The 18,395-nt window shown below is 35.4% G+C and carries 17 protein-coding genes; 8 read left to right on the top strand and 9 right to left on the bottom strand.

All coding sequences use genetic code 11. The features are described 5' to 3' along the window. Window positions 1-41: 41 nt before the first annotated feature. Window positions 42-1,280, top strand: coding sequence for a phosphoribosylamine--glycine ligase (gene purD / locus Q1V95_RS04920; RefSeq protein ID WP_300671022.1), 1,239 nt, complete (start codon window positions 42-44; stop codon window positions 1,278-1,280). A 359-nt stretch (window positions 1,281-1,639) separates the two neighbouring features. Next, window positions 1,640-3,169, top strand: a complete 1,530-nt coding sequence (gene guaA, locus Q1V95_RS04915; protein ID WP_300671019.1) for a glutamine-hydrolyzing GMP synthase — start codon at window positions 1,640-1,642, stop codon at window positions 3,167-3,169. Between the two features lie 43 nt (window positions 3,170-3,212). On the opposite strand, the gene Q1V95_RS04910 is transcribed toward guaA, so the two are convergent. From Q1V95_RS04910 to Q1V95_RS04880, 7 genes are all read right to left on the bottom strand, one after another. Then, complete coding sequence (locus Q1V95_RS04910) at window positions 3,213-4,037, bottom strand: GLPGLI family protein (RefSeq protein WP_300671016.1); 825 nt, start codon at window positions 4,035-4,037, stop codon at window positions 3,213-3,215. Between the two features lie 82 nt (window positions 4,038-4,119). Continuing rightward, window positions 4,120-5,199: a glycine cleavage system aminomethyltransferase GcvT gene (gcvT, locus tag Q1V95_RS04905; RefSeq protein ID WP_300671014.1), complete on the bottom strand. Its 1,080-nt coding sequence runs from the start codon at window positions 5,197-5,199 to the stop codon at window positions 4,120-4,122. Window positions 5,200-5,533: 334 nt separating this feature from the next. Beyond that, window positions 5,534-6,094 carry a Crp/Fnr family transcriptional regulator gene (locus Q1V95_RS04900; RefSeq protein WP_300671012.1) on the bottom strand — a complete coding sequence of 187 codons (561 nt, stop codon included), beginning with the start codon at window positions 6,092-6,094 and terminating at the stop codon, window positions 5,534-5,536. 189 nt (window positions 6,095-6,283) lie between these two features. Beyond that, window positions 6,284-7,486, bottom strand: coding sequence for an ABC transporter permease (locus Q1V95_RS04895; RefSeq protein ID WP_300671010.1), 1,203 nt, complete (start codon window positions 7,484-7,486; stop codon window positions 6,284-6,286). Window positions 7,487-7,496: 10 nt separating this feature from the next. Beyond that, window positions 7,497-8,453, bottom strand: coding sequence for a biotin/lipoyl-binding protein (locus Q1V95_RS04890; RefSeq protein ID WP_300671008.1), 957 nt, complete (start codon window positions 8,451-8,453; stop codon window positions 7,497-7,499). A gap of 13 nt (window positions 8,454-8,466) precedes the next feature. After that, the gene (locus Q1V95_RS04885) at window positions 8,467-9,870 is read right to left on the bottom strand and encodes a TolC family protein (RefSeq protein WP_300671005.1); all 1,404 of its coding nucleotides are present in this window, start codon (window positions 9,868-9,870) and stop codon (window positions 8,467-8,469) included. A 288-nt stretch (window positions 9,871-10,158) separates the two neighbouring features. After that, the gene (locus Q1V95_RS04880; RefSeq protein WP_300671004.1) at window positions 10,159-10,686 is read right to left on the bottom strand and encodes a hypothetical protein; all 528 of its coding nucleotides are present in this window, start codon (window positions 10,684-10,686) and stop codon (window positions 10,159-10,161) included. Window positions 10,687-10,858: 172 nt separating this feature from the next. Here Q1V95_RS04880 and Q1V95_RS04875 point away from each other — a divergent pair, with 172 nt between their 5' ends. Further along, window positions 10,859-11,929, top strand: coding sequence for a nitronate monooxygenase family protein (locus Q1V95_RS04875; protein WP_300671002.1), 1,071 nt, complete (start codon window positions 10,859-10,861; stop codon window positions 11,927-11,929). Between the two features lie 21 nt (window positions 11,930-11,950). After that, window positions 11,951-12,301 carry an MmcQ/YjbR family DNA-binding protein gene (locus Q1V95_RS04870; RefSeq protein WP_300671000.1) on the top strand — a complete coding sequence of 117 codons (351 nt, stop codon included), beginning with the start codon at window positions 11,951-11,953 and terminating at the stop codon, window positions 12,299-12,301. Here the strand turns inward: Q1V95_RS04870 and Q1V95_RS04865 are convergent. Further along, window positions 12,298-12,747: a hypothetical protein gene (locus tag Q1V95_RS04865; RefSeq protein ID WP_300670997.1), complete on the bottom strand. Its 450-nt coding sequence runs from the start codon at window positions 12,745-12,747 to the stop codon at window positions 12,298-12,300. The genes Q1V95_RS04870 and Q1V95_RS04865 overlap by 4 nt on opposite strands. 52 nt (window positions 12,748-12,799) lie before the next feature. Continuing rightward, window positions 12,800-13,720, bottom strand: coding sequence for a bifunctional riboflavin kinase/FAD synthetase (locus Q1V95_RS04860; protein WP_300671368.1), 921 nt, complete (start codon window positions 13,718-13,720; stop codon window positions 12,800-12,802). Between the two features lie 181 nt (window positions 13,721-13,901). Here Q1V95_RS04860 and atpD point away from each other — a divergent pair, with 181 nt between their 5' ends. From atpD to infC, 4 genes are all read left to right on the top strand, one after another. Then, window positions 13,902-15,407 carry a F0F1 ATP synthase subunit beta gene (atpD, locus tag Q1V95_RS04855; protein WP_300670994.1) on the top strand — a complete coding sequence of 502 codons (1,506 nt, stop codon included), beginning with the start codon at window positions 13,902-13,904 and terminating at the stop codon, window positions 15,405-15,407. A gap of 59 nt (window positions 15,408-15,466) precedes the next feature. After that, window positions 15,467-15,748 (top strand): F0F1 ATP synthase subunit epsilon, encoded by a 282-nt coding sequence (locus Q1V95_RS04850; RefSeq protein WP_300670991.1) that lies wholly within the window; start codon window positions 15,467-15,469, stop codon window positions 15,746-15,748. A gap of 302 nt (window positions 15,749-16,050) precedes the next feature. After that, a complete protein-coding gene (thrS, locus tag Q1V95_RS04845) occupies window positions 16,051-17,988 on the top strand; it encodes a threonine--tRNA ligase (protein WP_300670989.1) in 1,938 nt (645 codons plus the stop codon). A gap of 88 nt (window positions 17,989-18,076) precedes the next feature. After that, on the top strand, window positions 18,077-18,395 hold a 319-nt coding region (gene infC, locus Q1V95_RS04840), incomplete at its 3' end, for a translation initiation factor IF-3 (RefSeq protein ID WP_300670986.1).

Below are 18,395 nucleotides of genomic sequence, written 5' to 3'. Positions count from 1 at the left end.
GGCAGAATAAATTTATAATAGTAAAATAACAACATAACACAATGAGAGTACTTATCGTTGGAAACGGAGGTCGTGAATCTGCAATTGCACAAAAACTTAGTGAAGATCAACGTATTACACAAATGTATTTTGCGCATGGTAATGCTACAACAGAACAATTAGGAGAGAACATTTACGAAAAAGATATTAACAAACTTAAGCAGTTTGCTATCCAACATAAAGTAGACATGACAATTGTAGGGCCAGAGGCTCCTCTTGTTGAAGGTCTTGTTGATGAGTTCAAAAAAGCCGATTTGTGCGTATTTGGTCCATCAAAAAAAGCAGCTTCTTTGGAAGGTTCAAAAGCTTTTTCTAAAAAGTTCATGCAGACATATAACATCAAAACTGCAAGAGCCAAAATCTTTGATTCTTACACAGATGCTGTAGATTATGTTAAGGATGAAAAATATCCTTTGGTAATCAAAGCTAGCGGACTTGCTGGTGGCAAAGGGGTTGTAATTTGCGAAAATGAAGAAGAAGCAGAAGCAACTTTGCACGATTTTATGATCAAAAGAATCTTTGGTGATGCAGGAATCCAAGTTGTTGTAGAAGAGCATCTTAAAGGTTTCGAAGCTTCTATCATTGCATTTTCTAATGGCGAAAAATTATTCCCTTGCATCTCTGCAAAAGATTACAAAAAAGTAGGAAACGGAGACAAAGGTGCTAACACAGGCGGTATGGGATCTGTGGCGCCAAGTCCAGAATATACAGCTGAGCACGAAGCAGACTTCGAAAAAAATATCCTTGCACCAACTGTGGAAGGTCTTAAGAAGGAAGGTCTTAGCTTCAAAGGATTTATTTTCTTTGGGTTGATGGTGACCAAAAACGGAACTTATCTGTTAGAGTACAACATGAGATTGGGTGATCCAGAAACGCAAGTGTTGTTGCCTCTTTTGGAGAACAACCTATTGGACGTTATCCAAGATTGTATCGATGGCAAAAACATCGACCTAAAATTCAAAAACCAAAAAGCAGTTTGTCTAGTGATGTGTTCTGGTGGTTATCCTAAAAATTTCGAAACTGGTTTCGAAATCCGTGGTACCGAAAAAGTTAAACACAGCCAAGTGCTTTTCGCTGGTGCAAGATTGCAAGGCGACAAGGTGCTTTCGGATGGTGGACGTGTCCTTAACATCATCGCGACGGGTGACACTTACGACGAAGCTCGAAAGAAAGTATACGACGACGCTGTGCCAGTGGACTTCGACTACGGCTTCTACAGAGACGATATTGGCAAATTCTAAATACAGAATAAGAGATGTTGGGCAACCAATGTCTCTTTTTATTTGGAGCTAATCCCGCTTTCCATTACAATCTTTTTGGATGCCAAAGCTGCAAGCCATGTCATCCAAAAAGGATTTTCATTGCAATCGGGGCTAGTTTACAAAATACCGCTAAACTAAATTTTTAGTTTGATGAGCAATTGCAAATTAATTTTGAATATGACAAAGTTTAAGCTCTTAATTTTAAAAACGAAGTTTATTCTTTTGATCATAGTTTTAAAAATCTTAATTGCTTAATGTTAAAAATTAGCACCAAAGAAAAAAAAGTTTAGTTTACAAAAACCTAAAAATAAAATTATTTCAAAACAATTATAAAACCTATGCAAAACGGAATTATCATATTGGACTTCGGTTCGCAGTACAATCAACTTATTGGACGTCGTATTCGCGAGATGGAGGTTTATTCAGAAATCATCCCATTCAACACACCTTTAGAAGAAATCTTAGCCAAACAACCAAAAGGAATTATCCTTTCTGGAGGACCGAGTTCTGTTAACGCAGAAGACGCAAATCTAGTGGAGAAAGCTTTGTTCGAGCAAGGTATTCCAGTTTTTGGGATTTGTTACGGCATGCAGTTAACAGCGCATCTTTTAGGAGGTAAAGTTGACAAAGGTCAAAAAGGCGAATACGGAAAAGCAAATTTAGAAATCGTAAAAGAAAATGCCTTGCTTAATGGCGTTTCTCAAAATTCTGTTGTGTGGATGAGCCACTTCGACGAAGTTTCAGCTTTGCCAGAAGGTTTTGAACTTAACGCTAAATCTGGTGTTATCGCAGGAATTTCAAATCCTGAAAAAAATATTTACGGTGTACAATTCCATCCAGAAGTTTCGCACAGCGAAGAAGGAGGAAAGATGTTAGAGAATTTCGTTTTCGACATTTGTAAAGCCGACAAAAATTGGAAATTAACCAGTTATATTGACACGACCGTTGCTGCAATTAAAGAAAAAGTTGGTGACCAAAAAGTAATTCTTGGTTTATCAGGTGGTGTCGATTCTTCGGTTGCTGCGGTTTTAATTCAAAAAGCGATTGGCGATCAATTGACATGTATTTTTGTAGATACAGGACTTTTGAGAAAAGACGAAGCCAAAAAAGTAATGGAAAACTATGGCGAGCATTTTAACATGAACATCAAGTTGGTTGATGCTGCTGATCGTTTCCTTTCAAAATTAGCTGGTGTTGACGACCCAGAGCAAAAACGAAAAATCATCGGTAACGAGTTTATCGCCGTTTTCGATGAAGAGTCTCACAAAATAGAAGGTGCAAAATTCTTAGCACAAGGAACAATCTATCCTGACGTTATCGAATCGCAATCTGTAAAAGGACCATCTGCGGTTATCAAATCGCATCACAATGTTGGTGGTCTTCCAGAAGATATGGACTTCGAATTGTTGGAGCCACTTCGTGAGCTTTTCAAAGACGAAGTTAGAAAAGTAGGCGAGGAGCTTGGTATTCCGCATCATTTGGTGTACCGTCATCCTTTCCCAGGTCCAGGTTTAGGAATCCGAGTTTTGGGTGCCGTAGATGCTGAGAAAGTAAGAATCCTACAAGAAGCGGACGATATTTTTATTGAAGAACTTTACAAAAATGATCTTTACGAAAAAGTATCACAAGCTTTTGTTGTATTACTTCCTGTAAAATCTGTTGGTGTAATGGGCGACGAGAGAACTTACGAATACACGGCAGTTGTAAGATCAGCGAACACCATCGACTTTATGACGGCAACTTGGAGTCGACTTCCTTATGAGTTTTTAGATACAGTGTCTAGCCGAATTATCAACGAAGTGCGTGGGATCAACCGTGTGGCTTATGATATTTCAAGCAAACCACCTGCAACCATCGAATGGGAATAAAAAATATTAAATCCGACTCAGTTAACTGAGTCGGATTTTTGTTTTATGGATATTTGATAGCTGTTACTAGATCCACTGGATTATTCTTTCTTTTTATCCTTTCTTGATACTCTTTGGCATATTGATCGAGCTGAGAAATCGTATTTATTGTCCGATCTCCATCTAGTCCGATACTCCAAGTACCGGCTTTCATACTTCTGTATTCAGCATAAGGATTTTTATAGTCATTTATTTTTAGTTCATCGTATTTTTTTCGTGAAATGCTGATTGGTTTTTTTCCGAAATGGGTTTCGATAATGTTGGAAGTATCATAAGCTTTATCCAATTTTTTAACTTCAATCAGTTCATAGACAAAATTATCTTTACTGTCTTTAACTTCATAAATCAAACCAGGAAGTCCACGGAATTTGTAAGGTCCTTCCATCACTGGAATATCAGGGATAAACCAAGCTTCCCATTGACGTCCAATAAAATTGCTTGTCGCTTTTTGAAGTTTATAGCCGTTTTCCGTTTTAGTATCTTTTGCGATGCTCCAGATTATTGGATTTGATGATGGATAACTGTAATAATCTCTAAAAATAATATCATAATTGAGATAGTCATCTGTGTTTCGTTTGTGCTGGATTATTTGTTCTATAGGCAAATCGAAAGCCATTGTTGTACCTGGAGGTAAAATTTTATTGTTTTCAATCAAATCTTTTAAGATAAATTTTGATTGATCTTTTTCGATTTGCAAAACAAAATTGTCATTAGAATAATTGGTCGAAAGCGAATCTTCTTTGTACCTCAAATTATATGTGATTTGATAATCTTGCGAAAAGAAAAATTGAACAAAAAGACTTGAGGTAACAAGGATAATTTTTTTCATAGTTTTTATTTTAATTAAATATATAAAAAAACCGATTAACAAATGAATGTCAATCGGTTTTAATATTTTTAATAACAAATTCTTAAACAAAAGGCGTTTTCACAACTTTTGCAGGAATGTTTTTGTTTCTAACTTGGATGAAAATCTCTGTGCCAACTTTGTTGTGCGATTTGTCAACATAAGCAAGACCAATTCCGATTTTCTTCATTGGCGATTGCGTACCAGAAGTTACTTTTCCGATAACATTTCCTTCTGCGTCAACTACTGGATAATCGTGTCTTGGTACACCTTTGTCTGTTAGTTCGAAACCAACTAATTTTCTGCTAACACCTTCTTCTTTTTGTTTTGCAAAAATCTCTTTTGATACAAAATCTTTGTCAAATTTAGTAATCCAACCAAGACCTGCTTCTAGTGGAGAAGTTGTGTCGTCGATGTCGTTACCGTAAAGACAGAAACCTTTTTCTAGTCTCAAAGTATCTCTAGCAGCCAATCCACAAGGGATAATTCCGAATGCTTCACCAGCTTCGATAACAGCATTCCAAAGTGTTTCGGCATTATCATTTTTAAAATAAATTTCGAAACCTCCAGATCCTGTGTAACCTGTGTTAGAAATAATCACATCGCTAACGCCAGCAACTGTACCAACAGTAAAGTGATAATAAGGAATCTCCGAAAGATTAACCTCTGTCAATTTTTGTAAAGTTTCAACAGCTTTTGGACCTTGGATTGCTAACAAAGACATATCGTCAGAAGCGTTAGTCATCGTTGCACCAATCTCCGCATTGTATTTAGAAATATGATTCCAGTCTTTGTCGATGTTAGAAGCATTAACCACAACGAAGTACTTTTCGTCATTCATTTTGTAGATAATAAGGTCGTCAACAATACCACCAGTTTCGTTGGGAAGACAAGTATATTGTGCTTTTCCGTCTTCTAAAGTGTCAAGATTGTTGGTTGTAACCTTTTGTAAAAGTGCTTTTGCCTGAGGACCTTCCACAAAAAATTGTCCCATGTGTGACACATCAAAAAGTCCCACTTTTTCGCGCACTGCGAAATGTTCTTCTGTAACGCCAGAATATTGTACAGGCATATCAAATCCTGCGAACGGAACCATCTTTGCACCCAAGGCTACATGCTTGTCGTATAATGCTGTTTTTTTCATTTTTAAGTTCTAAAATTCGTGATAGGCAAAGCTAATGAATTGTATGCTGAAAATAAAGTTTTTCTAAGAGCCTGTTTAAAAATTTTACCGAAATATATATTTCTAAACTATTCAGATCTTCTTTGCTAAATTTTAATGCTCTTTTAGGCCAATTTTCTGTTTCTCATTTTTGATTTAGCCCGCTAAATCTTCAAATATGAAATAAAAAATTCATCTCAAAATAGCTATGAAAATTTTATCAATAAAATTTAAACGGGCTCTAAGATTTAAAAGTTGTTTACAGAAAGTTTCGCCAATTCTGATTTAGAATTAATTTTAAGTCGAATTAAAAAAATTAAATACTGCTTCGGATTCTGCTCAATGTTTCTGGAGAAATACCAAGATAAGTGGCAATCATTCCCAAAGGGGCACGAAGAATGATGTCTTTATTTTCTTCCATCAAATCTTCATACTTCTGTTTTGCCGTCATATATTGTAAAGAGGTCATTCGGTTCGACATTTGCGCCATTAGATTACCTAAAATATATCTGCTAAAATTAGCTGCGGGAAGCGATTCTTTACACAAGGCTTCTAAGTTTTGATAATCGCAATACAGCATCGTAGAGTTTTCTAAAGCTTCGATGTTAAAGCGCGTTGGTGTATTTTGAAAAAGCGTGTCAATGTTTGAAACAAGTTTTCCTTCAGAATAAAAATTGGTGGTAATGTCCTTTCCGTTTTCTAAATAAAATGAGCGTACCAAACCATCTTCGACAAAATAAATATTACGGTTATAACTGCCGTTTCTGCTTATAAGTTCTCCTTTTTTGACTTCAAGACTTTTGGTATGTTCTTGCATAAAGTCGATGATTTCTTTATCATTTGGGAAAAAAACTTTTATTGTGTCGAATAATTTCATTAATCTAATTTTAAAATTTGATGCATTTTTTTCGTTTAATTAAAACTAAACATTTCGTTTAAGTCCTATTAGAAAAACGATTGAAAGCCAATTCGGTTTTAAAAATACAGATTTTATTCAATTACAAAAAAAGGATTTTCCGAAAACTCGGAAAATCCTTATCAACAAACACAAAAATGAAATACTGAATTACTCAGTAATTCCATCTTTTTCTATAGATTTCTCTTCGGCTTTATTCTTTTTGAAGAGAAAATGAATTTTAATTTTAAAAGCAATCCAACCTAAAATAAAATAGGCAATCGCTTGGATTAATAAGTGCCAGAAGTATTTGTCTGTCAAATAATCGGAACCATGTTGGATTAGCATAATCTTAAGCGCTTCCAAATAAGGTGTCAACGGAATAATATCTGTTAATGCTCTTATCGCTGTTGGCATCGCATAAGTTGGCCAAGTAAATCCACTGATGATGAATGCTGGTGAAGCAATAACCATTAATATCTGTGTTGCCTTCAACGAATCTGGCAAAATAATACTGAACAACACGCCAAGATTGGTTGCTGCAAGGACAAAGAATCCTGTTATCCAAAGGAAATTCATCACGTTGTCTGGTGCTGGAACTTTGAAGTAAATACTCAATGCATAAAACATCAACACGTTAAAAAATGAGAAAACCCAAATCGGTAAACATTTAATCGCCATTACCAAAGCTGCATATTTTTCTTTTCCAGCAAAGTCTATTTTGAAGCTTTCTCTTTTAAATTCTTCTGCAAATGTTACCGCCATCGCTAACAAGATAACCTGCTGAAGAACAACCGCCATTAATGCTGGCCACATAAAAATAAGATAATTACTGGTCGTGTTAAATAACGTGATGTAATTAGCTTTGAAAGGCTCGAACTGCTTGCTTGCTTCACTCGCCGAAAGACCTTTTTTCTGCAAAGCCTTTATTTCGGCACCTGCCGCAAAAGTTCCCAAAGTTGTTTGGATGGCTTTGCTGGCAAAGTTGGCTGTCAAGACATTGGATGTATTGATAAATACATTGACTTCTGGATATTTTTTCTGAAGCATCATCGCCTCAAAACGATCCGGAATAATAACCACCGCTGCCGCTTCTTTTTTGATAACTTCATCCTTTAGGTCTACAGGTTCTTCTAGATAATTGAGAATCTTAAGAGACGAGTTATCGGACAACATATCCACAACTTGCTGTGATAAAGGCGTTTTGTCCTGATTAACAACAATAACTGGGATGTCTGTAACTTTTCCCTTTTGATATGTGAAACCCATCAAAAGCGCATAGACAAGTGGTGCCAAAAAGAAAACAGAGCGTAAAGTACTATTAGAAAGGAAGAGCTTGAACTCCCTTTTTATTAAAAACATTATTTGTTTCATGGCCTTGTTTTTATTGTAAAACAACACTTGAATTCACCAACAGCGAAGCAATTTTTGACTTGTCTGTTGGGATAACTTTTAGCTCATAGATGGCGTCTTGCGGATTGTAATCGGGGAAAGCTGTTGTAACATCGGCATATTTTGTTAATTGTTTGATGCCTACTATTTTTCCTGAAAACTCGTTATTACCGTAAGTTGTTTTCATCTGTACCGTCATGCCTTTTTGATATTTTGACATTTGACTTTCAGGAATGGTAAAACGGAAATATGTGGATTCTGGAACATAACCATTAAATAACGCAAATCCAGCCGTTGCCAATTCGCCTTTTTGTAAAGAAATGGTTTCGATTTCCATATCGTTGGTCGCAATAACATAGCGCTCAGAATAAGCGACATTGGCTTCTTGCAAAGCGCCCATTGCTTGGTTGGCTTGACCTTCTGCCATGTCGATTTTTTCGTAACGTGTGCCTCTTTCGACATCGTTTAGTTCTGCGTTAACAGCGTCTAGTTGTGCTTTGGCGCCTTGGTATTTTGCAAAAACTTCATCATAATTTTGTGGTGACATTAGGCTGTCACGGAACATATTTCTTGCTCTTGTATAAGATTTAGATGCAAAATCATATTGCTCTCTTAATCCTTTTTGTTTGGCTTTCAATTGACGCAATTGATCAGCAGTAGCACCGTTTTTTGCCATTTGTGCTTGTGCTTTTGCAGCTTCGGTTGCACCTTTTGCTTGTGCGATTTTTGCAGAAACTTCTGGCACGTCAAGTTTTGCCAAGGTATCACCAGCTTTCACGGTCTGTCCTTCTTCTACATAGATGTCAAGGATTCTGCCTGTTACTTTTGGTGAAAAAGAAATAACATCTTTTTTGGTTTTTCCTTCAAAGCCTTTTAGTGGTTTGTTATCGCTACATGCGACTAAAGTGAGAACGGATGTTATTGTAAATATTTTTGATAGCGTATTCATTTTTGTGTGTTGTTTAAAGTTTGTTGATGTCTAAATTGTGTGTAGCCTTCATCAGCTCAATAGCGCTGCGTCTTTGGTTGTAGATCGCTGTTTCATATTCCAATTCGGCGGTCTGCAAATCATTTTCCGCATCGATAAGATCGGAAGATTTTTTAGTTCCGTAGCGGAATTCTTTTTCGACATTTTCCAAAGCAATTTTTGCAATGCTTTTAGCCTTAGCTTTCAGCGTAATTTGCGCATCAGCAATATCATAATTGGTTTGGTTGTTTGCCAAATTCAATTTTAGTTTCTTTTGGGCATCTCGTTTTTTGTTTTCGAGAATTTCCTTATTTATTTTCGCGCCTTCAACAGCGACTTTACCTTCGTTACCATCAAAAACGTCCCACTTGAAGCCAACACCAGCTTGGAAGATTGGCAACACATTAAGATTGGATGGGCTAATGTCAAGTTTTGTATTTAAACCTTGAATTAAATCTTTAGAAGTAGAAATATGGTTGTTGTAAAGTCCAAAATAGGAGAGTGATGTCTGCGCTTGCACTTTTGGAACCCACCATTTTTTCTCCGCTTCAATTTTGTATTCAGAAGCTTTTATGCCGTGATCTAAAGCTTGGATTTCAGCTCTGTTATCAATACTTTCTTCGCTTACAGCGTAAGAAATCGGTTGCAATACAGGTTGTATTTTCGAAATACGATCGCGTTCAATTCCTGTAAGGACTTCTAGTTGGGTAATAAGAAGTTGTTTTTTACCTTCATATTCCACAATTTTAGAATCCAAAGTTGCTTGCGCTAACTCAATTTTTTTATGATCATAAGGTGTGATAAGTCCATAACCAAGCGCTTTGTCTGCGGTTTTCTTGTTGATGTCAAGACGTTTTTTACTTTCGTCCAAAACTTTTCTAGACTCGTCCAAAAGCGCGAATTGGTCATATGCCTGAGAAATGGCAGACACGATATCATCTTTTGTTTTATCCATTAATTTTTCCTCAGAAAGTCCTTTTTCACGATTCGCTTCTTTCAGATATTTTACTTTTCCACCAGAATAGAGTAATACGGAGGCTTCCGCTTTTGCCATTGCCGAAAGTCCAGAAATATTAAGACTATTGCCTCGTTCTGGAATGGTCAAGCCTGGGAAAATGTTTGGTATAGCAGGCAAACTCAAAGCTGGCGTGTCAAAATTCGCAAATGTATAAAGATAGCCTGCTTTCCCCGAAATATCGACTTTCGGTAAGAAAACATCTTTCAGCTTTTCATCGTCGAGATGCGTAATTTTATTATTGAGAACCTGCTCGGTAAGAGTGCCGTCACTAGCAAGTGCACTGTCAATCAGTTCTTGCAAAGTAGGCGCAGAAGTTTGTGAAAAAACAAGCGTGGGAAGCAAAAGCAGAATCCCCGCCCATGTCTTATTTCTGTTTTTCATTTTGTTTTGTTGTTTGTTGATGCCGCAAAGTTGAGACAATTTTCAAAGCACTCCTTTGACAAATGTCAAAAAGCAAAAACAACTACATAATCTTCTAGCATATAGCTTTTTGTAAAGTTAAAAATTTAAGCTTCAATTTTCAATTTATTTTTTCTGTTTTTAGAAATGAAAAGTAAGTGAAAGGATATATGTTTGTAGTTTGTTAAAGTGAAATTTTTGTTGTTCGGAATCGTATCATTATCAATTTAAGTATAATCAATCTCTTTTCAATTGAAATAGGTCTTGATCTTACTTTCCAATTTTTTCATCAATAATTTTTTTTAGGTTTTCGTATTCACTGTCAGTCATTGATTTTTTTGGAATGAAATACTCATAATTTCCTTTTAGACTAATGTAGTCAGCTTGCATTTTGGTGGCTTTTATTTCACTCCATTTTTCTTTTGTAATATTTTCATCAAGTATTATTGCAAACGCATTTTCATCAGCTATCAATTTATATGTGCTATGATTTTCAATAGAATCTAAATATTTTCTGATACTATTTTTCCACTTCAGAATATTGAAAACTCTTGCAGCTAAATTTAAAAACACAAGAATATCAATAAACACAAGAAAGTAAAAAAGTGGCCAATTTGCTGAATAAAATGTAAAGTTTGACCTTATTAAAATCAGGAAAACGCTTAGAATAATAAAGGCAATAGAAAAGCTTTTTGTCTGTGGTCCGAAAAAAATATTCCCATTATTATTTTTAAAATATATTTCTTCAAAGAATTTTCGATTAAAATTTAATTCGATTTCAAGTGGTAGTATTTCCATAAATGATATTAATATGAGAATTCTTGTAAAGTTAAAATTTAAGTCTTCATTGTTTCCATATTTAATAAAATTTCATTTAAATAATATTGAAACAAAAGTCATATACTTTCGCCGTTTTTGAAAACGATAGAAACTCTTTTTTAATTAATTTAGCAATACAAAAATCTAGCTTATGAACTGGAATAATCAAATCACAGAACTTTTACAAATCAAATATCCCTTTATACAAGCGCCAATGCTCGTTGTATCGACACCTGAAATGCTGGTTGCTGCTGGCGAAGCTGGATGTTTGGGAAGTTTGGCTTTGGGCGATTTGGATGCCGAAACTTGTCTTAAAAGCATTCATCAAGTTCAAAAAATGACCGATCGAAGTTTTGCTGCGAATATCTTTGTTCATCAACTTCCAAAAGTAACAGACGAGTTAAAATTACAGTATAATAAGACGAAATCATTTCTTGAAAGTTTTGCCAATGAACATCATTTAGAAGTTGTATTTCCAGATTTTGAATTGATTAAACTTCATCCTTATCAAGAACAAATTGATGCCATAATTGATGCAAAAGCTAAGGTTTTTAGTTTTACTTTTGGAAATATCGATGATGAAAGTGTGGAAAAGCTAAAATCGAAAAACATTAAAATAATTGGTACTTGCACCTCACTTCATGAAGCTGTGGAGTTAGAAAAAATCGATGTTGACCTCATTTGTGTTCAAGGGCTTGAAGCGGGTGGTCATCGTGGAAGTTTTGGTGATGAGAACATTCCGAAAATTGGTGGTTTATCTTTATTAAATAGTGTTTTTGAAAATGTTAAAAAACCAATTGTCTATGCTGGTGGACTTTCTAATTCACAAACTATTTTGGCTGCAAAAGCTTTGGGCGCGCAAGCTTTTCAGATTGGTACAATGTTGCTTTGTTCAAAAGAGAGTCAATTAAAAGAGGTTGAAAAACAAAAATTAAAATCAGCATCAGAAGAGGATATTATTTTAATAAAAAGCTTTTCTGGACGCTATGCGCGAGGTTTAAAAAATACTTTTACAGATTTTGTTGAAAATTCAGATTTTGTACTTCCTTATCCATATCAAAATAAATTAACCGCAGAATTGCGAAAAGTAGCGAAATCCCAATCTAATCCTAATTTTGTAAATATCTGGACAGGACAATCGATTGGACATTTTAGCGAAGAAAGCACTAAGGATATTCTTCAAAATTTGATTGTTTCAGTTGAGAAACTTTTAAAAGTATAATATTTAATACAATATCAAAATATGAATTTGGAAGAAATAAGAGATTATTGTTTGCTTAAAAAAGGTGTTGAAGAAAGCTTTCCTTTTGGCGCAGAGACTTTGGTTTTTAAAGTTGGAAATAAAATGTTTGCGCTGATGTCTTTGGACCGACAACCAACGAGTGTTAATCTAAAAGCTGATCCCGATTGGAGTTTGGAACTTCGTGAGGAATATGTGCAAATTGTACCTGGTTATCACATGAACAAAGTGCATTGGAATACAGTGAATGTCGATGGTTTGAAACCCGATCTCATCAAAAAACTAATCGATCATTCTTATGATTTGATTTTTGCCTCATTAACTAAAAAAGTGCGCGAAGAAATTTTACTTTAAAAACCTTTGAAAGGTTCGTAAAAGCCATCTTGTCCCAGTAAAAAATTAAGCCCAAGTGCAAAACCTTGGAAGTCTTTACTTTTTTCATAACCAAAACTGTAACCCAAGTCCAAATGCAGAAAATTGAAAATATTAATGCCAAGGCTGGGTTTTAGATTTTTGGAACTTACAGATACTTGATACATAAAAGCTGATTCTTTGCCTAGAACTTGGTTAAAATGAACTTCTGGAACAACGCCAAATTTATGATTGACAGAAGTGAGATAAGTCCCAGCACCAACATTAATCGCTGGTTTTCGTGAGTCCGAAATTCGGTAATCGGCGCCTACAAACCCAGCATTTTTGCCCATATAATTGTAACCAACATTAAGGGCAAAACCTTGAGCTTTGCAAAAGTTTCCCACAAAAACTAAAATTAAAATAACAAGGTAATTATTGATTTTCATGTTTTTTTGTTACAAAGAAAAACAATTGAAATTAAATGACTTATGTGAAGATTTAAAACTGAAATTCCTCTGTCAGTTTTTTATCCAAATCCAGCTTTTCGATTAACTTTTCTAAACCTTCGAATTTAATTTCGTCGTGCAAAAAGTCACGGAATTTAACCGTAATTATTTTGTCATAAATATCTTGATCGAAATCGAGAATGTAAACTTCGGTACTTAGCTTATCTCCGTTAACAGTAGGATTGGTGCCAATACTCAACATACCTTTGTGGAATTGTCCATCAACATAGACTTCAACAATATAAGCACCTTTCTTAGGAAGAAGTTTTCCCTCGGCAACTTCAATATTTGCGGTAGGATAACCAATGGTTCTGCCAATTTTTTTTCCATGAACAACTTTGCCAGATAACATATAAGGATAACCAAGCATTTCGTTAGCTTCTTTAATGCTAGCTTCCGCTAAAGCCGTTCTTATTTTGGTTGAACTAATATGTTGGTGATGAAAATCGACTGGTCCCAATTGCTCCACTTCAAAACCTAATTCGGTGGAGAGTTTTTTTAATAAATCAAAATTTCCGCTTTTGTTTTTGCCAAACGTATGATCGTAACCAATGATTAAGTGTTTGACATTTAGTTTTTTAATTAAAATTTCTCGACAGAAATCTTCGCCAGTTAAATTTCGGAAATCTTCATCAAAGGTTTTTAAAAACAAATTTTGGATACCTGCTTTATTTAGAAGTTCAATTTTTTCATCCAAAGTATTTAACAATAAAACTTCATCTTGTGGATTAATCACTTTGCGTGGATGAGGCCAAAAAGTGAGAATGCCAGATTCCAAATTCTTTTCGGAAGCAATTTTATTAAGCTTTTCGATGATCGAAAAATGACCACGATGCACACCATCGAACATTCCCAACGATAGTGCTAGAGGTGTATTACTATTATAATGATCTAAATCTTGGTTGATTTTCAAAACTAAATAATTTTGGATAAGACTTTTAATAAAAACTTCGAGGAAGTTAATTTTTTGGACTTTCAAAAATAGAATTTTAAGCAGTCAATCTTATTTTTTGCAAATATGATAAAAATCTTTATTTGTGACAATGCAGATTTACAAACTTTTATTATCTTTGTGCGCAAGAAAAAATTTAGTAATGGCAAACCAAATTAAAGGAAAGATTTCACAAATTATTGGACCAGTTATCGACGTGGTTTTTAATGATGTTGAAGAATTACCAAGAATATATGACGCTCTAGAAGTTGTTAAAACTGATGGGCCTAACCTAGTACTCGAAGTTGAGCAACACGTTGGAGAAGATACAGTAAGATGTATCGCAATGGATGCTACTGACGGTCTACAAAGAGGACAAGATGTTGTAGGTACAGGAAAACAAATCACAATGCCAGTTGGTGAGGCTATTAACGGTAGAGTATTCAACGTTGTTGGTGATGCTATCGATGGTCTTTCTAATCTTTCTAAAGATGGTGGATTGCCAATTCACAGAGAAGCTCCGAAGTTTGATCAATTATCAACTTCATCAGAAGTTTTATTTACAGGTATCAAAGTAATCGACCTTATCGAGCCTTATGCAAAAGGTGGTAAAATTGGATTATTCGGTGGTGCTGGTGTAGGTAAAACGGTATTGATTCAGGAATTAATTAACAATATCGCTAAAGGGCACGGTGGTCTTTCTGTATTCGCAGGAGTAGGAGAAAGAACAAGAGAAGGTAATGACCTTGTACGTGAGATGCTAGAGTCTGGTATTATTAAATATGGTGACGATTTCATGCATTCTATGGAAAATGGAGGATGGGATTTGTCAAAAGTAGATACAGAATTAATGAAAGATTCTAAAGCTGCTTTCGTATTCGGACAGATGAACGAGCCACCAGGAGCAAGAGCTAGAGTAGCACTTTCTGGTCTTACATTAGCAGAATATTATAGAGATGGTGGAGAAACTGGACAAGGTAGAGATGTACTTTTCTTCGTAGATAATATCTTCCGTTTTACACAGGCTGGTTCTGAGGTGTCTGCACTTCTTGGTCGTATGCCATCTGCGGTAGGTTACCAACCAACGCTAGCATCTGAAATGGGTGCGATGCAGGAAAGAATTACATCAACTAAAAACGGATCTATTACATCTGTACAGGCGGTTTACGTACCTGCGGATGACTTAACTGACCCGGCGCCGGCTACAACTTTCGCGCACTTAGATGCAACAACGGTACTAGATAGAAAGATTGCTTCATTAGGTATCTATCCAGCGGTAGACCCATTGGCTTCTACTTCTAGAATCTTGGCTCCAGAAATTATTGGTGAAGAGCACTACAACTGTGCACAAAGAGTAAAAGAAATCTTACAAAGATATAAAGCATTACAAGATATCATCGCGATTCTTGGTATGGAAGAACTTTCTGAAGAAGATAAATTGTCAGTATACCGTGCTAGAAAAGTGCAAAGATTCTTGTCTCAGCCTTTCCACGTTGCAGAGCAGTTTACAGGTATCCCAGGTGTATTAGTTGATATCAAAAATACAATCAAAGGATTTAACATGATCATCGATGGTGAGTTAGACCATATTCCAGAAGCGGCTTTCAACCTAAAAGGTTCTATCGAAGAAGCTATCGAAGCTGGTGAAAAAATGTTAGCTGAAAATTAATAATATTGCGGATTGCTGATAGCCAATAACTATTAGCTAGTTGCTAAAAGCGATAAATAATGACAATTAAAATTATAACTCCAGAATATGTAGTATTTGAAGGTCAAGTTGACTCGATCTTGCTACCAGGTAAACAAGGTGAGTTTCAGATTTTCAAAAACCACGCGGCTATTGTTTCGGCTTTAGTTAATGGTCAAGTAAAAATCTACACTGATAATGTTCCAGAAAAATATTCTAAATATTTCACGAAGGAGAACGAAGCAAGACCTGCATACTCGTTCGCGATTAAAAGTGGTGTTATTGAATTCAATAACGATAAAGGAATTATCTTAGCAGAATAAGATTAATTTTTACAGATATTAAAAAAGCTTTCCAAGAAATTGGAAAGCTTTTTTTGTGTTGAGTCCTTTTATAGAGAATTGACTTTGGATAAAATTAACAATAATATAGAGTTCTCTTACTTTTAATCTTTAGCAAAAGCTTGTTACTTGAGAATAATTAATTGTCTAACTTTTTTAGTTTGATTTGATTTTTATTTTAGAAAAGACTTAAAATTTCACATTAAATCTCAATCTACTTTGTAATTCCCTTGTCAAATAACTGAAAAAAACACTAAATTTGTACTTTAATTTTTTATATCATTATGCTTAAAATTACGCTTCCTGATGGCAGCATCAGAGAATTTGAAGGAGCAGTATCTCCACTTCAAGTTGCACAAAGTATCAGTGATGGGTTAGCTAGAAATACCATCTCTGCGGTCGTTAACGGCAAACAGACAGAAGTCGACACGCCTATAACCGAGGATTCTACCGTGCAATTGTTGACGTGGAATGATGATATGGGAAAAAAAGCTTTTTGGCATTCATCAGCACACCTTTTGGCACAAGCAATTATGGAATATTATCCAGATGCAAAGTTGACAATTGGTCCTGCGATTGCTAACGGATTCTATTATGATGTAGATTTCGGTGATCATCCACTTTCTGAAAAGGATTTCGAAAGACTTGAAAAAAAGATTTTAGAAAACGCTAAAAAGAATTCGACTTTTAACTTAAGAGAAGTTTCAAAAGCAGATGCGCTTAAAGAATATGCGGACAATCCTTTCAAAACTGAATTGATTGAAAACTTAGAAGACGGCGAAATCACTTTTGTAACACACGATAACTTTACAGACCTTTGTCGTGGTGGACATATCCCGTCAACTGGGATTGTAAAAGCTGTTAAAATTCTTAATGCTGCTGGTGCATACTGGAGAGGCGATGAGAAGAACAAGCAGTTGACAAGAGTTTATGGTATTTCGTTTCCGAAGCAAAAAGAACTTACAGAATACCTTGAAAGATTAGAAGAAGCAAAACGTCGTGACCACAGAAAATTAGGTAAAGAGATGGGGATTTTCACATTCTCAGAAAAAGTAGGAGCAGGTCTTCCACTTTGGTTACCAAAAGGTGCGATGCTTAGAAAGAAATTAGAATATTTCTTATCTGTTGCTCAAAAGAAACAAGGTTACGAATTTGTAATTTCGCCACATATTGGACACAAAGATTTATATGTAACTTCTGGACATTACGAAAAATACGGTGCAGACAGTTTCCAGCCAATCAAAACGCCAAACGAAGGCGAAGAGTTTTTATTAAAACCAATGAACTGCCCTCATCACTGTGAGATTTACAAAGCGCAACAATGGTCTTATAGAGATCTTCCAAAGCGTTATGCAGAGTTCGGTACGGTATATCGTTATGAGCAATCTGGCGAGCTTCACGGTTTGACAAGAGTGCGTGGATTTACTCAAGATGATGCGCATTTATTCTGTATGCCAGACCAATTGAATGAGGAATTCGAGAAAGTAATCGATTTGGTGTTGTATGTTTTCGGTTCTTTAGGATTTGAAGATTTCACAGCTCAGATTTCATTAAGAGATCCAGAGAACAAGCAAAAGTATATCGGTAGCGATGAGAATTGGGACAAAGCAGAAAGCGCAATTATCAATGCAGCAAAAGCTAAAGGTCTTAAAACTGTAACCGAATATGGTGAAGCGGCTTTCTATGGTCCTAAGCTTGACTTTATGGTGAAAGATGCTTTAGGTAGAAGCTGGCAGTTGGGTACAATCCAAGTGGATTATAACTTGCCAGAAAGATTCGATCTTTGGTATACAGGTAGCGATAACGAAAAGCACAGACCAGTGATGATCCACAGAGCGCCATTTGGTTCTATGGAGCGTTTTATCGCGATTTTGTTGGAAAATACAGCTGGAGATTTCCCATTGTGGTTGGCGCCAGATCAATTTATCATTCTTCCAATTAGTGAAAAATATGTAGACTATGCTAAAAAAGTTTCACAATTGTTAGAAAATCACGATATTAGCGGTCTAATTGACGAAAGAAACGAAAAGACTGGTAAAAAGATTCGTGATGCTGAATTAAACAAGATTCCATTCATGTTAGTCGTTGGTGAAAACGAAGCAGGAAACAACACAGTTTCAGTTAGAAGAAGAGGCGAGGGTGACCTTGGCGAAATGAAGATTGACGATTTTATCAGTTATTTTAAAACTGAAAGCCAAAAAGGTATTAAATCTTTTGATTAATTTTTAAATTTCAAAAGATTAAAAATAAATAATATTAACTTAAAATTTTAAGACAATAGCACTAAGAAGAAACAACAGTAGAGGCCCGATGCGTCGTCCAGTACAGGAGGACTTGCATCAGATTAATGGTAAAATCCGCGCAAAAGAAGTTCGTCTAGTTGGCGATAACGTAGAGCCGGGTGTATATCCTTTAGCTAAAGCCCAACAGATTGCTGATGATCAAGAATTAGATCTTGTAGTAATCTCAGACAAGTCAGAACCTTATATTGCAAGAGTTCTGGAGTATAAAAAATTCCTTTACGAACAAAAGAAAAAACAAAAAGAACTTAAAGCTAAGCAAGTTAAAGTTGTTGTTAAAGAAATTCGTTTTGGTCCTCAAACCGATGAGCACGATTACGAATTCAAGA

The organism is Soonwooa sp., from assembly GCF_030151385.1.
Taxonomy (GTDB): domain Bacteria; phylum Bacteroidota; class Bacteroidia; order Flavobacteriales; family Weeksellaceae; genus Soonwooa.
This window is presented reverse-complemented; position numbering and strand designations above follow the sequence as displayed.